General features: G+C 39.2%; 17 protein-coding genes. 4 read left to right on the plus strand and 13 right to left on the minus strand.

The window, feature by feature from the left end; translation table 11 throughout:
* Positions 1 to 289: 289 nt before the first annotated feature.
* The 7 genes from pyk to MHH37_RS14695 form a co-directional block, all read right to left on the minus strand.
* Positions 290 to 2,050 carry a pyruvate kinase gene (gene pyk / locus MHH37_RS14665; protein ID WP_008407762.1) on the minus strand — a complete coding sequence of 587 codons (1,761 nt, stop codon included), beginning with the start codon at positions 2,048 to 2,050 and terminating at the stop codon, positions 290 to 292.
* A gap of 28 nt (positions 2,051 to 2,078) precedes the next feature.
* On the minus strand, positions 2,079 to 3,038 hold the full coding sequence (pfkA, locus tag MHH37_RS14670; protein WP_014823118.1) for a 6-phosphofructokinase: 960 nt from the start codon (positions 3,036 to 3,038) through the stop codon (positions 2,079 to 2,081).
* A 155-nt stretch (positions 3,039 to 3,193) separates the two neighbouring features.
* Entirely contained in the window at positions 3,194 to 4,150 is a 957-nt protein-coding gene (gene accA / locus MHH37_RS14675; protein ID WP_008407766.1) for an acetyl-CoA carboxylase carboxyl transferase subunit alpha, read from the minus strand.
* Positions 4,143 to 5,015 (minus strand): acetyl-CoA carboxylase, carboxyltransferase subunit beta, encoded by an 873-nt coding sequence (accD, locus tag MHH37_RS14680; protein ID WP_014823117.1) that lies wholly within the window; start codon positions 5,013 to 5,015, stop codon positions 4,143 to 4,145. The genes accA and accD overlap by 8 nt, the downstream gene beginning before the upstream one ends.
* A 26-nt stretch (positions 5,016 to 5,041) precedes the next feature.
* Positions 5,042 to 5,677, minus strand: a complete 636-nt coding sequence (locus MHH37_RS14685) for a GntR family transcriptional regulator (protein WP_342576269.1) — start codon at positions 5,675 to 5,677, stop codon at positions 5,042 to 5,044.
* 239 nt (positions 5,678 to 5,916) lie between these two features.
* Positions 5,917 to 8,991, minus strand: coding sequence for a DNA polymerase III subunit alpha (dnaE, locus tag MHH37_RS14690; RefSeq protein ID WP_342573622.1), 3,075 nt, complete (start codon positions 8,989 to 8,991; stop codon positions 5,917 to 5,919).
* 19 nt (positions 8,992 to 9,010) lie between these two features.
* Complete coding sequence (locus MHH37_RS14695) at positions 9,011 to 9,955, minus strand: bifunctional oligoribonuclease/PAP phosphatase NrnA (protein ID WP_014823114.1); 945 nt, start codon at positions 9,953 to 9,955, stop codon at positions 9,011 to 9,013.
* A gap of 92 nt (positions 9,956 to 10,047) precedes the next feature.
* On the opposite strand from MHH37_RS14695, the gene MHH37_RS14700 reads away from it, so the two are divergent.
* Positions 10,048 to 10,359 (plus strand): YtpI family protein, encoded by a 312-nt coding sequence (locus MHH37_RS14700; protein ID WP_014823113.1) that lies wholly within the window; start codon positions 10,048 to 10,050, stop codon positions 10,357 to 10,359.
* 47 nt (positions 10,360 to 10,406) lie between these two features.
* Here MHH37_RS14700 and MHH37_RS14705 read toward each other — a convergent pair whose 3' ends face one another.
* Together MHH37_RS14705 and MHH37_RS14710 are read right to left on the minus strand one after the other, a co-directional pair.
* A complete protein-coding gene (locus MHH37_RS14705; RefSeq protein WP_008407772.1) occupies positions 10,407 to 11,714 on the minus strand; it encodes a DRTGG domain-containing protein in 1,308 nt (435 codons plus the stop codon).
* A gap of 215 nt (positions 11,715 to 11,929) precedes the next feature.
* On the minus strand, positions 11,930 to 12,610 hold the full coding sequence (locus tag MHH37_RS14710) for a metal-dependent hydrolase (RefSeq protein ID WP_014823112.1): 681 nt from the start codon (positions 12,608 to 12,610) through the stop codon (positions 11,930 to 11,932).
* Positions 12,611 to 12,728: 118 nt separating this feature from the next.
* On the opposite strand from MHH37_RS14710, the gene MHH37_RS14715 reads away from it, so the two are divergent.
* Together MHH37_RS14715 and MHH37_RS14720 are read left to right on the plus strand one after the other, a co-directional pair.
* On the plus strand, positions 12,729 to 13,817 hold the full coding sequence (locus MHH37_RS14715) for a Xaa-Pro peptidase family protein (protein WP_342573623.1): 1,089 nt from the start codon (positions 12,729 to 12,731) through the stop codon (positions 13,815 to 13,817).
* A 281-nt stretch (positions 13,818 to 14,098) separates the two neighbouring features.
* A complete protein-coding gene (locus MHH37_RS14720) occupies positions 14,099 to 14,734 on the plus strand; it encodes a 5,10-methylene tetrahydromethanopterin reductase (RefSeq protein ID WP_342573624.1) in 636 nt (211 codons plus the stop codon).
* Positions 14,735 to 14,809: 75 nt separating this feature from the next.
* Here MHH37_RS14720 and ald read toward each other — a convergent pair whose 3' ends face one another.
* Complete coding sequence (gene ald / locus MHH37_RS14725) at positions 14,810 to 15,943, minus strand: alanine dehydrogenase (protein ID WP_342576271.1); 1,134 nt, start codon at positions 15,941 to 15,943, stop codon at positions 14,810 to 14,812.
* Positions 15,944 to 16,276: 333 nt separating this feature from the next.
* Here ald and MHH37_RS14730 point away from each other — a divergent pair, with 333 nt between their 5' ends.
* Positions 16,277 to 16,723 (plus strand): universal stress protein, encoded by a 447-nt coding sequence (locus tag MHH37_RS14730; protein WP_008407782.1) that lies wholly within the window; start codon positions 16,277 to 16,279, stop codon positions 16,721 to 16,723.
* A 58-nt stretch (positions 16,724 to 16,781) separates the two neighbouring features.
* Here the strand turns inward: MHH37_RS14730 and MHH37_RS14735 are convergent, their stop codons facing one another.
* From MHH37_RS14735 to MHH37_RS14745, 3 genes are all read right to left on the minus strand, one after another.
* Positions 16,782 to 17,723, minus strand: a complete 942-nt coding sequence (locus MHH37_RS14735; protein ID WP_342573625.1) for a class I SAM-dependent methyltransferase — start codon at positions 17,721 to 17,723, stop codon at positions 16,782 to 16,784.
* Positions 17,724 to 17,869: 146 nt separating this feature from the next.
* On the minus strand, positions 17,870 to 18,376 hold the full coding sequence (gene tpx, locus MHH37_RS14740; RefSeq protein WP_014823107.1) for a thiol peroxidase: 507 nt from the start codon (positions 18,374 to 18,376) through the stop codon (positions 17,870 to 17,872).
* Positions 18,377 to 18,565: 189 nt separating this feature from the next.
* Positions 18,566 to 19,057: an RDD family protein gene (locus MHH37_RS14745; protein ID WP_339262734.1), complete on the minus strand. Its 492-nt coding sequence runs from the start codon at positions 19,055 to 19,057 to the stop codon at positions 18,566 to 18,568.

Raw genomic sequence — 19,057 nt, forward strand, 5'->3', positions numbered from 1 at the left:
AAAGAGGGTATGACAAAAAAACAAGAGGCTTAGACATAACCCAAAAATGCTATTTTTCTCTCTGAGAGAAAAATAGCATTTTTTTGCTGGGCGTTAAAAATTGATTTCCATTCCGGGTCGGACGCTTTCCGCGGGCGTGGCCTGAGCCTGTAGTCTCAGGCGTCACGCTATTCCCGCTGGAGTCGCCTCCCCTCCATTCCAATCAATTTTATAAAATATCCGTTACTTAATAAGATTTTTCTCTTATCCCATGGCACCTCTATTTATGTCCCAGCACCATTTATTAATCTTAAAGAACGCTGGCATGTCCTTTATAAATAACACCAGTTTCAGCATCCATTGTAATTTCCTGTCCGTGCTGAATTAAAGTAGTTGCTTCTTTTACACCGACAATAACAGGAATTCCTAAGCTTAGGCCGACTACAGCCGCGTGGGATGTTAGCCCGCCTTCTTCCGTAATAATACCTGCGCATTTTTCAATTGCCGGCATCATTTCGCGGTCAGAGCCTACTGTTACAATAATTGCTCCTTCTGTGTCGTAAGCCAATGCTTCGGCTGCATTGTTGGCGATGATTGCATTACCAACAACTGACAGTTTACCAATACCTTGTCCACGTGCCAATAAGTCACCGATGACATGTACTTTCATTAAGTTCGTTGTACCTGCTTCGCCAACTGGAAGACCTGCAGTAATAACAACTACATCACCATGGCTGACAAATTCATGTTTTAGCGCTTCATCAACTGATAACTCTAAAATCTCATCCGTTGTAGTAACACGCTGCGTTAAAATTGGTTTAACGCCCCATACTAATGTCAATTTCTGTGCAACATTAGGCTGACTTGTAACTGCGATAATTGATACACCTGGTCGATATTTTGCAATCATTCTTGCAGTATTTCCGCTTTCGGTTGGAGCTAATACTGCTTTAACACCAAGGTTAATTGAAGTATAGGCAACCGCCTGTGAAATAGCTTCCGTCATATTTGCTTCTTTTTCACGGCTTCGTTTTGATACAATTGCTCGGTAATCCAATGCGTTTTCCGTACGAATCGCAATTTTGTTCATTGTAGCTACAGACTCTACCGGATAAAGACCTGCTGCTGTTTCTCCTGAAAGCATGATTGCATCTGTGCCATCCATAATCGCGTTTGCAACGTCTGATGCTTCTGCACGAGTTGGACGTGGATTGCGCTGCATGGAGTCAAGCATTTGTGTAGCTGTAATAACAGGCTTGCCGACTTGGTTACATTTTCGGATTAATGATTTTTGTACTAATGGTACTTCTTCTGCAGGAATCTCTACACCTAAGTCACCACGTGCCACCATTAAACCGTCTGAAACTTCAATGATTTCATCAATGTTGTCAACGCCTTCTTGGTTTTCGATTTTAGGGATAATTTGAATGTGGCTGCCGTTATTTTGTTCCAGCAGCTCTCGAATTTCGAGTACATCCTTTGCAGTACGAACAAATGAAGCCGCGATGAAATCGATCCCTTGCTCAATACCGAATAAAATATCCGCTGCATCTTTGTCAGTAATACCCGGTAATTTCACAGAAACACCCGGTACATTCACACCTTTTTTATTTTTTAAAATACCGGCGTTTTCAACGATTGTATGAATTAAACCTTGCTCGCTATCTTTCGCAAGTACACGCAATTCGATTAAGCCGTCATCCAATAAAATTATATCGTTTTGATCTACGTCTTCAATCAGCTGATCGTATGTGATGGAGAAACGTGATTCATTTCCTAAAACTTCTGTCATCGAAATATCGATTACTTGTCCTGTTACTAAATGCAACTCACCGTTTTCCATTGAGTGTGTTCTGATTTCAGGTCCTTTTGTGTCCAATAAAATTCCAACCGGTTTTTTCATGCGTTCTGCTGCATCACGAATTGCAGCAATACGATTCGCATGCTCCTCATGATTTCCGTGTGAGAAGTTTAAACGGGCAACATTCATCCCTGCCTCAATTAACTTTTCTAACATTTCTGGTGATTCACTAGCCGGTCCAATAGTACAAACAATTTTAGTTTTTCTCATAGTTTTGTCATCTCCGTTTTTATGCACTTTAAATTGAAAGCTCTTTTGATAATGTATACAAACTTAAATCTGCCTGGTGCTTAGTTTCAAATGCTTTTCTTAAATCATAATCGATTATAGCGTGATTTTTCACGCCAACTGCTCTACCACCTTTGTTTTCCAACAATAGCTCTACCGCTCTTGCACCAAATCTTCCTGCTAAAACGCGGTCACGAGCCGATGGAGACCCTCCTCGTTGTATATGACCTAATACCGATGTCCGAATTTTAATCCCTGTGCGTTCTTCTAAAAGGTTCGCCAGTTTATGACCATTCATTACACCTTCAGCTACAATAATAATACTGTGGCGCTTTCCACGAGCTACTCCACGCTCAAGACGAGTAACAATATCATCCAGATCATACGCCTCTTCCGGTATTAAAATCGATTCTGCACCAGCTGCCAAACCTGCCCAAAGAGCAATGTCTCCTGCGTCGCGGCCCATTACTTCAATAACAAACGTATTTTCATGACTTGTTGCCGTATCTCGGATTTTATCGATCGATTCAACGACTGTATTCAGTGCTGTATCAAAGCCAATCGTATATTCTGTACCGGGTACATCATTGTCGATTGTACCGGGAATACCCACACACGGGAATCCTTTATCAGTTAATTGCATTGCTCCACGATAAGTACCATCTCCGCCAATGACGACTAAACCTTCGATTCCCTCTTCTTTCATGCGTTCGATTGCTCTATATTGTATATCATCCTGCTTAAATTCAGGGAAACGTGCTGAATACAGTTTCGTTCCGCCTCTTTGAATAATATCGCCAACAGAACCAATATCTAAAAGTTCAAAGTTCCCATTATAGAGTCCTTCATAACCATGATATACACCGACAACATCAACATTATGAAAACGCGCTTTACGAACGACTGCACGAATAACAGCATTCATTCCAGGTGCGTCTCCACCACTCGTTAAAACCGCAATCTTCTTCATACGACCTTTTCCTCCTATTACGCTGTTACTATCCACATTAACAGAAAACACGCTCATATGTAACTATTCTAGAAAACAAATTGAAATGCTTTTGAAAAAAATGAAGAATGCGCTCACACGCATTCTTCGTAGTACAATACTGTTATAAAACAACCTTATTGTTCTATATATTGTCCAATATTTTTAAATTTCATATAACGATTTTCAACTAATTGATCTGCACTCTCTTTATTTAGGTCATTAAGAATGTTTGTAAGATATTCTTTCATAAAGATCGCCTGCTGCTCAACATCCTTATGGGCACCGCCGGCAACTTCCGGAATAATTCCATCAATTACTTTAAGCTCCTTTAAATCAAGTGCTGTTATTTTCATCGCTTCAGCAGCCTCTTTCGCATAGCTTGCATCTTTCCATAAAATTGATGCAGCTCCTTCTGGAGAAATTACGGAATACGTTGAATTCTCAAGCATCAAAATTTTATTTGCCACTCCAAGTGCAAGTGCACCGCCACTTCCACCTTCACCAATTACAATGCTAATGATCGGTACCCGAATACCGGCCATTTCAAACAAATTACGCGCAATCGCTTCACTTTGGCCACGTTCCTCGGCTGCTTTGCCCGGATATGCACCTTTCGTATCTATAAAGCAAATAATTGGGCGTTTGAATTTTTCTGCCTGTTTCATTAAACGTAACGCCTTGCGGTAACCTTCCGGATGAGGCATGCCAAAATTCCGGCGAATATTTTCCTTTGTCGTTTTTCCGCGCTGGTGTCCAATAATCGTTATGGGCTGACCATTAAACGATGCAATTCCGCCAACAATTGCTGCATCATCTTTAAATGTACGATCTCCATGCACTTCGATAAAATCTTCAAAAATTCGTTCAATATATTCCAGTGTCGTCGGACGATCAGCATGACGGGCTACTTGTACACGGTGCCAAGGTTCCATATTGGCATATACGCTTTTTTCAAGTTCCTCCAAGCGTGTTTCCAACTTTTCAATTTCCCCTGTCATATCGACATCTGCTTCCGTGGCAATTGTTTTTAACTCTACAATTTTTTCACGAAGTTTTACAACCGGTTCTTCAAATGCCATTAATTTAGACATGCGATACGCCTCCTTGTACATGCAATTTAACAATTGTTGCAATTTTGTCGCGCATTTCTGTTCGGTTAAAAATTGCATCAAGCTGTCCATGATCTAATAAAAATTCTGCTGTCTGGAAATCATCCGGTAACTTTTCACGTACCGTTTGTTCTATTACACGACGCCCCGCAAACCCTATCAGACTTTGAGGCTCTGCAATATTATAATCACCGATCGATGCAAAACTTGCTGATACACCACCTGTAGTCGGATGCGTCAAAATTGAAATATATAGTAGGCCTTCCTCGCTATGGCGTTTTAGAGCCACACTCGTTTTTGCCATTTGCATTAATGATAATACTCCTTCTTGCATACGTGCACCGCCACTTGCCGTATAGATAATAAACGGCACTTTCAGCTCTGTCGCCTTTTCTACAGCGCGTGTAATTTTTTCACCAACAACTGATCCCATAGACCCCATACGGAAATGCGAATCCATTACCGCTACAACAACCTGCATCCCTTTTAATGCACCTACACCTGTTAATACAGCTTCGTTTAACCCTGTTTTCTTAATATCCGCTTCCACTTTTTCCACATATGCAGGGAAGTTTAACGGATTTGTTGTTTGAAGATGATCGTCCATTGATACAAACGAACCTTCATCTAAAAAACAGGCGATTCTTTCATTGGCTGTCAAAGTAAAATGATGCTGACATTTCGCGCATACTTTTAAGTTTTTTTCGAGTTCTTTTGTGACATGAATCGTTTTACATTTTGGACATTTTGTCACGATGCCTTCCGGAAAGGATTTTTCATCTTCTTTTCTAGTAATATTATCAGTATTTTTTTTACGACTAATTGTAAATAAATCACGAATTGCCATCGTAATCCCCCTTTATATTGACGTAATCATTCTTTAATAATGATCATCCATTTTTCATATGAATCAATTGCTTCTTGTATATATCCCATTTGCAATGAAGCAAGCAGTATTTTTAATTCCATTTTCTCTTCTTCTGTAATTTCATTTGCCGATAGATTATTGCTGAACGAAAGAAGCTGGAGCCAAATTTTTAATGCGAGGCGGTTCCCTGAAACGATCATACATTCACGAAATATGTCTTCTCGTTTTAACTCCTGCCCAAGTTCTACCTTTACAAAAAAGCTCTCCCAAATCGGCAGTGCCCTTAAATTGTCAGACTGGCAAATAATTCGAATCGCTTCTTTTTCGAGCATTTGTCTTGTTGCATGCACATCCGCGATCGATTTTTCGTCCTGTAATATAAAAGAGCTGACAATTTCAACAAACTGATGGTGTTGCATACTTGACAAATATGTACCACCGCCATGCCTTGTTTCGATCAAGCCAAGTAACTCCAGACTGCGTAATGCTTCCCGAACCGAAGACCTTCCCACTTGTAGCTGCTCGCTTAACATTCTTTCTGAAGGAAGCTTTTGCCCTTCCTGAATATTTTGTTCTTCAATTAAATCGTGTAATTGCTTAACAATTTGAATAAACATCTTTTTTGCGGGCTTATCTTCCAAATTTTTCACCTCACCGTGTCCTACGCATTCCATTATTATTAACAAAAGTGGTCAGACCAGTTACTAAAGTAAGAATACAAAATGTTTTTCTCATTGTAAAGAGAAAATGTAAAACTTATATTTTATATATAATAAAATTTGCGAATATATAACTAGATTTCCGTTTTTTCGATAAATTTAGCTGAACCCATATAAAAAGAGCGCCTCTAAAGCTATTAGAAAGCGCTCTTTATTGCTATTTATTTTATAATAATCTGTTTAACTTTTATTTGTTGTTTATTAAATCGGTGCTCGTAAAAGCCCTCTATATAAAGCAATCCTTCTTCTCGGATTTTCCCGACAACTTGTTCATATTCTTTCGGGAACAAGGTTAAGGATACTGTTCCATACTCATCTTCCATTTGTACAAATGCCATCAATTCACCGCGCTTTGTGCGGAGCTGGCGCATTTCCCTGACTTGACCGATCATTTTTACAAATGCATTGTCTTTAAGTTGCGCCAATGTTTGAACAGTTGCAGTTACTTCAGGGAATTGACTTCGTAATTTTACAATTGGATGGTCCGATAAATAAAAACCGAGCACATCCTTTTCGTATTGCAGCTTAATTTTTTCCGGTATTGGCGATGTTTCACTATATTTCGGTTTGCCAAATGCCAGTAATGCCCCTTCAAACAAGTCATCCCCGCCTGGACGTACAAAATCAGCCTGTTTTTGCGCGCCTTCAATAGTGGCAAGTAGTGTGGCACGATCTTTCCCGAATTCATCAAGTGCACCTGCTTTAATGAGCGGTTCGATAATTTTCCTGTTGAAATTTGCTGTCGTCAACGTCACCGCCAAATCAAAAATAGAATCAAACGGCTTTTGTCTTTCTTCACGTGCAAGTAACAGTTTTTGCATAAAAGGCTGCGGTACACCTCTAATGGCTGACAAACTAAATCGGATTTTCCCGCTTTCCACTTTAAAGTGACGCATACTTCGATTAATCGATGGTGGTAAAATTTCGATTCCCTTTGCTTTTGCCTCCATTAAAATTTGAGCAAGCTTGTCCGGGTTGCCTGTTGCATTTGTCAAAAGGGCAGCATAAAAATTCACAGGATAATTGGCTTTTAAGTACGCCATTTGATAAGAAATAACACTATAGGCAACGGCATGGCTTTTCGGGAAACCATAATCAGCAAAACGTACAATTAATGCATATACTTCTTCGGCTGCCTGCTGTGTATAGCCTTTTGTTAAGGCTCCTTTTACGAAAGAAGCTCGCTGCTGCTCCAACACGTCACGTTTCTTTTTACTCACAGCACGACGCAGCAAATCAGCCTGTCCAAAAGAAAAGCCAGCCATCACATTTGCAATTCGCATAATTTGTTCCTGATAAATAATAACGCCGTATGTCTCTTCCAAAATCGGTGTTAAATGCGGATGAGGCATAATTACCTGCTCTTTTTTATGCTTTCTTCTTGCGTACATCGGGATAAATTCCATTGGGCCCGGTCGATACAATGCATTGACCGCAACAATATCTAAAAAGTGGGTTGGTTTAATTTCACGTAGTGCATTTTTCATACCGTCCGACTCAAGCTGGAAAATGCCATTAGTGTCGCCATTTTGTAAAAGCTCAAATGTTTTTTCATCATTGAGCGGAATGTGATTAAAATTAATTTGTTTATTATGGGTAAACTGAATCGATTTCCGGATTTGCTCTAAAATCGTTAAATTTCGGAGCCCTAAAAAGTCAATTTTCAACAGCCCGTTTTGCTCCACTTCTTGCATAGGCCACTGTGTTAAAAATATCCCGTCATGTCCTTCTTCAATTGGCACTACATCGACTAATGGAACAGGACTCAATACAACCCCCGCTGCGTGTGTTGACGCATTCCTTGGAAGACCTTCCAATCGCAGAGATGTTTGAAACCACTTTTGACGGATAGGCTCCGCTGTAATCCATGCTCTCAAGTTTTCCGACATTGCATATGCTTCCTTCAATGTAATGCCAGGTTTATTTGGAATAAGCTTTGAAATCATTTCCAATGCTTCACTTTCAAAATTGAACATACGAGCTACATCTCGGGCAACCGCCTTGGCTGATAATGTACCGAACGTAATAATTTGCGCGACATATTGTTTGCCGTATTTTTTCGCCACATACTGAATGACTTCATGCCGTCTCGTATCTAAAAAGTCGATATCGATATCCGGCAATGTAATACGTTCCGGATTTAAAAAACGTTCAAACAGCAAATCGTATTGCAATGGATCTACCTGTGTAATCTCGAGTGCAAATGCAACAAGTGAAGATGCGGAAGAACCACGGCCAGGACCTGTTAGTATTTGGGCTTCACGAGCAAACTGCATAAAGTCGGCAACAATCAGAAAATAATCTGAGTAGCCCATCGACTGAATAACATGAAGCTCATAGTTCATCCGTTCAACATAATGACCAGGCAATGTATTCGTATTTAAACGTCGCTGTAAACCAGTCATTACTTGCTGCTGCAGCAAGTTTTCCGCCGTCTCCCCTTTTCCAACCGGAAACTTCGGCATATAAACATTATTTGTGTTTAGTTCAATTTGACAGCTTAATAATAAATTTTCCAATTGTACGAGCCATTGTTGCTGATCATGAAATTTTTGCTGCCATTGTTCGGCTGTCAGTAAATGATTTTCCTGTTTATTACTCTGAACAGCATCATTCAGTTTTACACCGGTATGAATGGCCTGTGCCACTTCATAGGCAAAGAAGTCCTCTTCATTAAAAAACAGACTTTCATGTGTAGCAACAATTGGGAGTGCATTTTTTTCAGCGAGCTGGACTGCCGAACTCTCCAAACTAGCTGTGTCGGATAAACGGGAAATCCCGATATACACTTCATCTGGATAAGCCTTCATGAATTCTGCCAATACTGGCTCTGCCATTTGCTGTAACCATATTGCCTGCTGTTCGAGCGCGGGAATCATAAAAGCAATTCCTTTGCCATATGCAAGCAGCCATCGTAACGGAATCGTTTGCTCCGGACGAATGGCGATACTGCTGGAAATTTTCAATAAATTACGATATCCTTCATTTGTTTTTGCATATAAAACAAGCGGTAATGATTGTTCTTCTGTCAATTCAAGCTGAATTGTCAAGCCTACTACCGGATGAATACCTGCCCTTTTCATTTCAAACCAAAAAGGCAAAAGTCCGTACAATTTCGTATTAACAATTGCACAGCTTTTTGCCTTTTGATGATGTAAAAAAGGGATGAGCTCTTCTATACGAATTGTACTTTTCAATAAATCGGCACTTGTCCGTACTTGCGGATATACAGTCACCCGTCATCCCTCCATCATATTATTTATATTCACTGCAAATGACTTTCAAATCTTCAATTACTCGATCTGCCTCTTCCCAAGAGTAAGCTGTAGCACCGGACGCCAATGGATGTCCGCCACCATTATACTTTTTCGCAAGCCCGTTGATAACAGGACCTTTCGAACGTAAACGAACGCGAATCGCATCATTGTCTTCAATGAACATCACCCATGCTCGGATATTCTTTACATTGCCCAATGAGCTGACTAATAGAGAGGTTTCGGAAGGTGTAGCATCATATTGCTGTAAAATAGCTTTAGGTAATTTTATCGAGGCCGCCCCGTCTTCATCCATTTCAAAATGCTGGTATATATAACCTTGAAGATTTAATAGTTTGCGTTCCATTTCGTACATTCCATCAAATACTTCGTTACGGTCGAAATTATATTGTACAAGTTGTCCTGCTGTTTCAAAAGTTTTCGGGCTCGCACTCGGATATAAGAACCGCCCTGTATCACCGACAATTCCCGAAAATAACAGGCGTGCCGCTTCATCTGACATTTTCCAATCCGCATACGTTTTGCCTTCTTCATAGAGCTCATAAATCATCTCACTGCATGAACTGGCATCCGTATCCACCCATAATAAATCGCCATATGCATCATCATTTGGATGGTGGTCGATTTTAATTAGAAAGTCGCCATTTACATAGCGCTGATCATCAATACGTTCTGTATTCGCTGTGTCTGTCACAATAATCAGTGCCTTTTCAAACTGCGCATCTTCAATTTGCTGCGGAGAAGCCATGAAAGATAATGAGTCGTCATGCTCACCGACCGTGTATACCACTTTTTCGGGATAATTTGTGCGAATTAACTCAGCCAAACCTATTTGTGAACCGTATGCATCTGGATCCGGTCGTACATGGCGATGCAAAATAATTGTTTTATACTGTTTAATTTTGTCAATAATTTGACGTTTCAAAACATTTCCTCCTCGTCCATAATGAATACCTATATCATTTTCCATTAAAAATCGTTACAATATTTAGTAGTTTGGCTATTAGGAGGTTCACTATGGTCTATTTAAATTTTCTGTTTGTTGCCTGTATTATAGCGTCACTCGTATGTTATTTCTATTTTAAAACAAAGCAGTTCCGTTCGACACTGCCTATTCGTCGTAAATGGTATACTGCGAAAGCCGGAGTTGCGCTTGCCGCATTTCTCATCTTCTTTGGTCTTAATGCAACGATTCTGTATCCGGATATTTTAGGGTTTGCCGTTGCTGCTGTTTTCCTTATCGTTGGTGCAGGTTTAGGTGTCAATAACTATAAACGCATGCAGCATGAAGGCCGATACATAAAGGAAGAATACGAATTAAACAGGTAAAAGAGCGGGGTCTGTCGAAAGCGTTTTACTTTCAGCAAGACCCTTTTTTATCGTTCTAATAGCTGGAATGTCATCATCGCTTTTCCAACGAGATTTGTCGCGCTGTATACTTCAAAGTCCATTTTCACGAATTTACGAGACATGTCCAAAATTCTAGGACGGACTGTTAATACGCTTTCCATCTGTACGGGCTTGATGAAGTAAATGTTCATATTTTCAACTACCGCTTCCCCGCGCTTACGACGCTTCAATGCAAAAGCCCCGACTTCGGATAATAGGATTGTAAAGGCACCATATGAAATCGCACCAAACTGATTTGTCATTTGCGGTGTAACAGTAAATTCAACTTCAATGTCCTCTTCACCCATGACACGCATTTCATTTTTCACTAGATCATCAATCGTTTCGCCATGCTGAGGCTGACGCTGTGCTAATTGAATTGCCTTCAATACATCCTGACGACTGATAACCCCTTTTAATAGCCCTTCTTCATCAATGACAGGAAGCAAGTCGATTCCTTCCCAAATCATTCGGTGTCCTGCTGAAGCAACACTTGTTTTCATTGAAGCAGCAATCGGGTTCTTCGTCATTACTTTATCAATAGGCTCTGACTCTTCTTTCCCGATCACGTCCTTGCTCGTAATCATACCGACAAGTCTGTTTTGACCTGTCACTACAGGGAAAGCCCCGTGTGTCGTACGACGGTTCTGTCTATGGAAATCGGCAATTGTATCATTATTTTTTAATACAGCTGTATCTTCCATCGGAACATACACATCTTCGATCAGTAAAATGTCTTTTTTAATCAATTGGTCATAGATGGCACGGTTAATCATCGTCGCCACCGTAAATGTATCATACGTTGTCGAAATAATCGGTAAATCCAATTCGTCGGCCAAGTCTTTAGTCGATTCTGTTGTATCAAAACCGCCTGTAATTAATACTGCTGCCCCTGTTTTCAATGCATATTCATGGGCCTGTGTACGGTTTCCGACAATGAGCAGGCTCCCCGCATCTGTATAGCGCATCATATCATCAAGCTTCATCGCACCTATTACAAATTTCGTCAATGTTTTATGGAGACCTGATTTTCCACCTAATACTTGACCATCTATAATATTTACAATTTCAGCAAATGTTAAGCGTTCAATATTTTCTTTCTTTTTCTTTTCAATTCGAATCGTTCCTACACGTTCGATTGAGCTTACAAGACGTCGGTTTTCAGCTTCTTTAATCGCTCGGTAAGCTGTCCCTTCACTCACTTGCATTTCCTTTGCAATTTGACGAACCGAAATTTTATCGCCAACTGGTAGTGATTCAATGTATTGTAAAATCTTCTCGTGTTTCGTTGACAATTACATCACCTATTTCTCATCATTCATTTATGTCTTTAGTGTACCATATTTAAACGGCGCAATTATACTATTTTCAATACATATACCCGTATAATTGCTTATAAATGTAAGAAAAAGCTCATCAAATAAATAAGACAAACTGCCCAACAAAATATATTGTGGGCAGTTTGAGTTTTTAGCACAAATATTATCAAATTGATTGCGTCAGCAGTAAATTAGAATTTCACATATTCCCCTGGCTGCAATACTTGTACTTGTGCGTCTTCAACAAGATTCGCAAAGTCAGCCGGATTTTGTTCAATCGGCGGGAATGTATTGTAGTGGACAGGCACAACAATTTTCGGTTTTAATAACGAAACCGCATAAGCTGCATCTTCAGGTCCCATCGTAAAGTTGTCGCCAATCGGTAAAAAAGCAATGTCAATTGGATGACGTTTCCCAATTAACTCCATATCTCCAAATAATGCTGTATCACCAGCATGATAAATTGTTTTTCCCTCTGCCGTAAATAAAATTCCGGCCGGCATTCCCGTATAGATAATTTCATTGTTTTCCGTTACATATGACGAACCATGAAACGCCTGTGTAAATTTCACTTTTCCAAATTCAAATTGGCGTGCACCACCAATATGCATATTGTGTACTTTGCACCCTTGCCAGCCTAAATAGTCTGCAAGCTCATTTGGTGCAACTACAAGTGCATCATGCGCTTTAGCTAATTGTACGGTATCACCAACATGATCATTATGTCCATGCGTCAATAAAATGACATCCGGTTTTTCGTTTTCAACCTTTAAATCTGTTTGTCCATTTCCATTAATGAAAGGATCAATTAAAATCGTTGTCCCGTTTGTCACAATTTTAACGACGGAATGTCCGTGAAATGAAATCTGCATTTAACATACCTCCTAAAATAACCTTCCTTGTATCATTCGATAAATATGCACAATTCTCCTTTTTTTGATATGCTTATACGGCGAATTCATTAATTGAATAACAAAGGAGTTTTATACAATGTCGAAATTAAAACAATTACAAAATCATTTAAAAGAAAATGGTTGGGATGCTGCTTTTATTACAACACCTGATAATGTCTTTTACTTTTCCGGTTTTAAAAGTGAGCCGCATGAACGTTTACTTGGTGTTATGGTATTTAAGGACGCGGAGCCGTTTTTAATTTGCCCTAAAATGGAAATGCCTGATGCAGTAGCTGCAGGATGGACCTTCGATGTTGTCGGACATGAAGATACAGAAAATGCCTGGGATGTTGTTGCAAAAAATGTCGCGGCTCGCAACGTTGCCTTCGACACATTGGCTATCGAGAAATCTCATTTAACGGTTGAACGTTTAGAAGCAATTCAAGAACGTTATGAGCAATTGAAATTTGTAAGTATTGATGAAAAAATTAACGCGCTTCGTATTTCCAAAGATGAAGTGGAACTTGAAAAATTACGTAAAGCTGCCCAATTAGCGGACTATGCAATTCAAGTTGGCTGTGAAGCAATTGCAGAAGGCGTAACAGAAATGGAAATTTTAAATACAATCGAATCAGCGATTAAAGCAAAAGGCTATGCAATGAGTTTCGAAACAATGGTATTGGCTGGAGAAAAAGCAGCTTCTCCTCATGGAACACCTGGAAACCGCAAAATTAAAAAAGGCGACTTAATCTTATTTGACCTAGGTGTTATTTACGAAGGGTATTGTTCGGATATTACGCGAACGGTAGCATTCGGTCAGCCAAATGACGAGCAAATTGAAATTTATAATGCTGTTCGCCGTGCTAACGAAGCAGCAATTGAGGCGGTTAAACCAGGAGTCCGCGCTATGGACTTGGATAAAATTGCCCGTGATGTTATTACAGATGCAGGCTATGGCCAATACTTTACACACCGTTTAGGCCACGGTCTTGGTATTTCAGTTCACGAATTCCCGTCGATCAACGGCGCCAACGAATTCGTTCTAAATGAAGGAACAGTTTTTACAATTGAACCTGGCATTTATAAAACGGATATTGCAGGCGTTCGTATCGAAGACGATGTCGTTGTAACAAATGATGGTGTGGAAGTACTTACATCATTCACAAAAGAACTTGTAATTTTATAAATTTAAACTTCGATTAGTAGGGGCTTCATCCCCTTTACCGCTACGCTTTCGCGTACTACTCGTTAATGCGGGGTAAATTATTAAACAAGTAAATTGTATAGAAACTATTAAATTTGCATATACTATAGCGAGCAGTCCTTTACAGAGGTCTGCTCGCTTTTAAATTTTGGTAGGCGTTTCGACCAATTATCCACTTTACAATTTTTAACTTGTTTTCTAAAAGCAAAAATGAGGAATAGAAGATTAATTACTTAAAAATAACCGAAAGGAAGTGGTGCATTATGAAAAAATGGTCATTTACAACGCTACTTATAATTTTGCTTACACTATTGCCAATAAGTCAAATTGAATGGAATACGGAAGCCGAAGCGAGTCAAACAAGTAAGGTAAATAATGAAGCCATTTCAAATAGTGCATCACCGAACAAAACGGTAAAGGAAAAAGCTCCTGTCTCGAATACAGGCTATATGCCAAAAGTAAATCGCAGCTATACGTATAAACCATCGTTCGAAGATGGCGGACAAAAAACATATACCGCTTCTAAAAATAAATCGATCGAAAACTCGGTAGAATTGTTGGAAGAAGACTATATCGGCTATACGTATATTGAAGATCAGCAGCAGCTTGCATTAGGAGTTGCCTACTCAGATATATTTTTCTTCTCATTAAGCTACCCGATGAAAGAAAAAACAACAATTACCGATACGAATTATTTATATGACGGTACTACGGAAACAACACCCGTTTACGTTGAAAGCACAAATGCAACAGTTAAAACAAAAGCAGGAACATTCCGTAATGTAGTAGTCTTAAAATATCCAAACGGCTCGAAAATCTACTTAGCAAAAGATCACGGTATTATCCGCATTACCGATTTTGAAGGTAATATTACAACTGAGTTAATCTCGGTTAAATAAAATGACCACATAAAAAATCCGCTACGTTTGGTTTTGCCAATCGTAGCGGATTTTATTATTGCTGTAAAATGCTTATTAATTTAATCCTGTCAGTGCCCCTAATACATCTTCTACTTCTGTATATGACAGCCCTTGCGCGTCTGCTACTGCACGGTATACAACTTTACCGTCTAATGTATTAACGCCGCGTTTTAATGCTAGGTTGTCCAGGCATGCACGTAAAAAGCCTTTATTCGCAATTTGTAATGCATAAGGAACTGTATTGTTTGTTAACGCAATTGTCGACGTACGTGGAACCGCGCCTGGCATATTTGCCACCGTATAGTGGACAACACCATATTTAACAAATGTAGGATTGTCATGTGTTGTTACTTTTTCAGATGTTGCAAAACAGCCGCCTTGATCGATTGCAATATCAACAACAACAGATCCAGGTGACATCGATTGAATCATTTCCTCTGTAACCAATTTTGGTGCCTTCGCTCCTGGAATCAGCACTGAGCCAATTACTAAATCAGCAGAACGAACAGCATCTGCAATATTATAAGGATTTGAAATTAATGTTTGAACATCTCGACCGAATAAATCATCAAGTTGGCGTAATCGTTCTGGATTTAAATCGATAATCGTAACATCCGCTCCCATGCCAACTGCTACTTTAGCTGCATTTGTTCCCGCAATACCACCGCCAATTACTGTTACTTTACTGCGTGGAACACCTGATACACCACCAAGCAAGATGCCTTTACCGCCTGGCAGCTTTTCTAAATAATGTGCGCCGATCTGTGTTGCCATTTTACCTGCAACTTCACTCATCGGTGTTAATAATGGTAAAGAACCGTTCGGTAATTGAACTGTTTCATAGGCAATACCGATTACTCGATTTTCAAGTAAAGCTTTAGTCAATTCAGGCTCCGGAGCTAAATGTAAGTACGTAAATAGTATTAATCCTTCACGGAAATACTTGTATTCACTTTGTACAGGTTCTTTTACTTTTAAAACCATTTCTCCTGCCCATGCTTCGGCCGCTGTTTGTACAATATGGGCACCAGCGTCAATATAGTCCTGATCCGTAAATGCAGATCCTAATCCTGCACCTGTTTCAATATATACTTCATGACCATTTGCGATTAATGACAATACCCCTGCTGGTGTCATCGCAACTCGATTTTCGTTGTTCTTTATTTCTTTCGGTACCCCTATTTTCAACATAATTCCTCCCTTTAACAATCACTTAGAAATATGATTAACATAAATCAAATCCATTTTACCAATTTTACCCGCAAATTAGTAGAGGATTTTGAATGTAAATTCTATTCTGAATAATGAATCGTTAATCATATCTTACTCCTGTATAGAAACTGGCAATATATTGCTGAAAAAAATATTTTATAATAGTAAAAATATTTTTTACTATAAATCCAAACTTTGTGACCATTTCATGGAAGTTATTGTATTTCACCTATTTTTTGGCGCAGGAATTATGTTCTTTGGAAAATTATTTGGTATAATATAGTTATAGATAATTAGGAGGTATGGAAAATGGCAAACCATTATAAAAGCATTGTAGTAGCAGTAGACGGCTCGAAAGAAGCAGAATATGCATTCCGTAAATCAATCGATGTTGCAAAACGCAATGAAGGTGCAACAATCAACCTAGTAAATGTTATCGATACACGTTCTTTTGCAGCTATAGAAGCTTATGACCGTTCAATTGCTGAACGTGCTCAGCAACATTCCGAGGAATTGTTAAACGGCTACAAAAAGCAAGCTGAAGCAGAAGGCGTTGAAAACGTTAATCTGATTATTGAATATGGCTCTCCTAAAAATATTATTACAAAAGATCTTTCAAATGTTGTAGAAGCAGATTTAATTATCTGTGGCGCAACTGGTTTAAATGCGGTTGAACGTTTCCTGATCGGTTCTGTATCAGAAGCAATCGTACGTTCAGCTACATGTGACGTATTAGTAATCCGTACACCAGAGTGATTTAAATAAGTAACATACAAAATGCCATCTTCTCAATTTGAGACGATGGCATTTATTATTATCGTTTCTGATTATTGCTTTCTTTCCACATGCTTACTTTTTCGAAGAACATTGCGAGAGCATCACGGTTTGACATATTCGGTACTTTTGCCAATAAAACCTCACGCGGTGCTTTTAACTGCTCACTTTGCTTTTGTAAAATTAAAATACTTTTCTCATGTGTTTTTGATGAGAACAGGTTGTCAGGCAATTGGATGACTGCCTGAATCCATGCATGTCCTTTAATATACTGGTGAAGCTGTTTTGCCTGATCTGATTCAAATAAATTTGCCGGAATCAGGAAAAATCCAAAGCCACCTTCTTTTGTATAATTTAAAGATTGCTCGATAAACAGATGGTGTGCGTAGCTCATTCCTTCTGCCGCGCATAATTCATAGTCAAGTGCTACTTCTTCATTCGGATAATATCCTACAGGTAAGTCGCAAACCACCGCATCAACTGGATCGACCAATAGTTTTTCCAGTGCATCTTGACGGAATAATGTAACAGGTTGTTGGATCAGGTCTCCTGTCGCTGCTGCTAGTCGAATTAATAAATCATCAACTTCCACTCCAGAAGCTGTCACTTTTCCTTCCAATGCATTCATGACTGTAAAGAGTAGATTCCCTGTACCGAGTGCCGGGTCAACAATTGAAATCGTCCGTTCCGATAATTCCTGGTCAAAGCACTGCTCTACAAAGTGGCTTACAATCAGCCCCAGAGTATCCGGTGTCATTTGGTGATTCGGCTGGGCACTTTTACGCATCCCCTTTAAAATCGCGATTTGAATCGCTTTACGCATATCTTCCTTCGTCGCACCTTGGACTTGCCATTCAAATTTCCCGTCCAATGTATCTTCCAGTGTTTGCAGTAAAGCTTCCAAATAATCCTGCTCTTGCTGCCCTGCAATATTTTCTGCATTGTCATTAATATATTTAAATATTTGTTCAAACTTTTCCATTAGACTAACTCCCTCATTCCATTCATTTGGATTTTTCGCCTGATTGCGACATATCCATTAAATGAACAACCCACTCAATCATTAATCATTGAGTGGGTGTTAATTATACATGTAATTACTTTACAACAAAATTGTACAAAACGAAATTATTTTGCAAGAGCTTTTACTGCTTCAATCGCAGCATCATAATTCGGGTGGTCTGTACCTTCTGGAACATATTCCACATAAGCAACTTTGCCAGTTTCATCAACAACAAAAATTGAACGTGCTAAAAGGCGTAATTCTTTCATATGTACGCCATATGCTTCACCGAATGATGCATCGCGGTGGTCTGATACTGTTACAACATTATCGATACCCGCAGCTCCACACCAACGTTTTTGAGCAAATGGTAAATCCATTGACACTGTATAAATTACAACATTGTCACCTAAGTTAGCCGCCGCTTCGTTAAATGTACGAGTTTGCTTATCACAAACACCTGTTTCCAATGAAGGAACAACTGAGAATAATCGAATTTTACCTTCAGAATCTTTTAAAGTTACTTCTGATAAATCGTTTGCAACCACTGTAAAGTCCGGTGCTTGATCACCAACTTTTACCTCATTACCGATTAGTGTTACTGGACTGTTTTTAAATGTTACTTGTGCCATATTAAACGCCTCCTTTATATTCCCTAATATTACTAAAAAAGATTTAACAATTGCAACTAACTGAGCTTATATTCATTAAATAAAGAAGAGAAAAAGAAAAGAGCTGTTTTTATAAGACGAATCTTACAAAACAGCTCTTCTCTTGCTTAGAAGGTGTCGATAGTAAATTATTTCCCCTTCTATTCATTTTCAAACATCTTTTGTATAAATATTTTCATGAACAACGACCGTATCCGCAAAATAATCGGCAATACTTTTATTGTTCGGTGAAAAGGCTACGATTAAATACGGCAAGTATAATAATGTGCCGTTGATAAATCGGCCTACCCCTTCACGAAATAGCACGGTCATCCAATCCAGCGCTTCCCCGTCATCTTTTTCAACCTTTATACCAAACGTCATTTTCCCTAAGGTTTGCTTGAAAAATTTTGTCATGAGCACAAAATAAGCGTAGAAAATAATTCCCGAAAGAATTGTCATCGGCGCGTACCACACATCACTGGCAACACTCCAATTCATCAATGCAAATACCGGCCTAATCGAGACGCCGATAATAGCACTTATTACAATTGAATCCAACAGGAATGCCCAGAAGCGCATCCAGAAGCCGGCTGTTTTTTGTTTAATAGAAGGCGGCTTTACGACAGATGCTTCATCCACTACTTCGATTATGTCAGTCAT

The organism is Solibacillus sp. FSL K6-1781, assembly GCF_038630735.1.
GTDB classification, from domain to species: Bacteria; Bacillota; Bacilli; order Bacillales_A; family Planococcaceae; genus Solibacillus; species Solibacillus silvestris.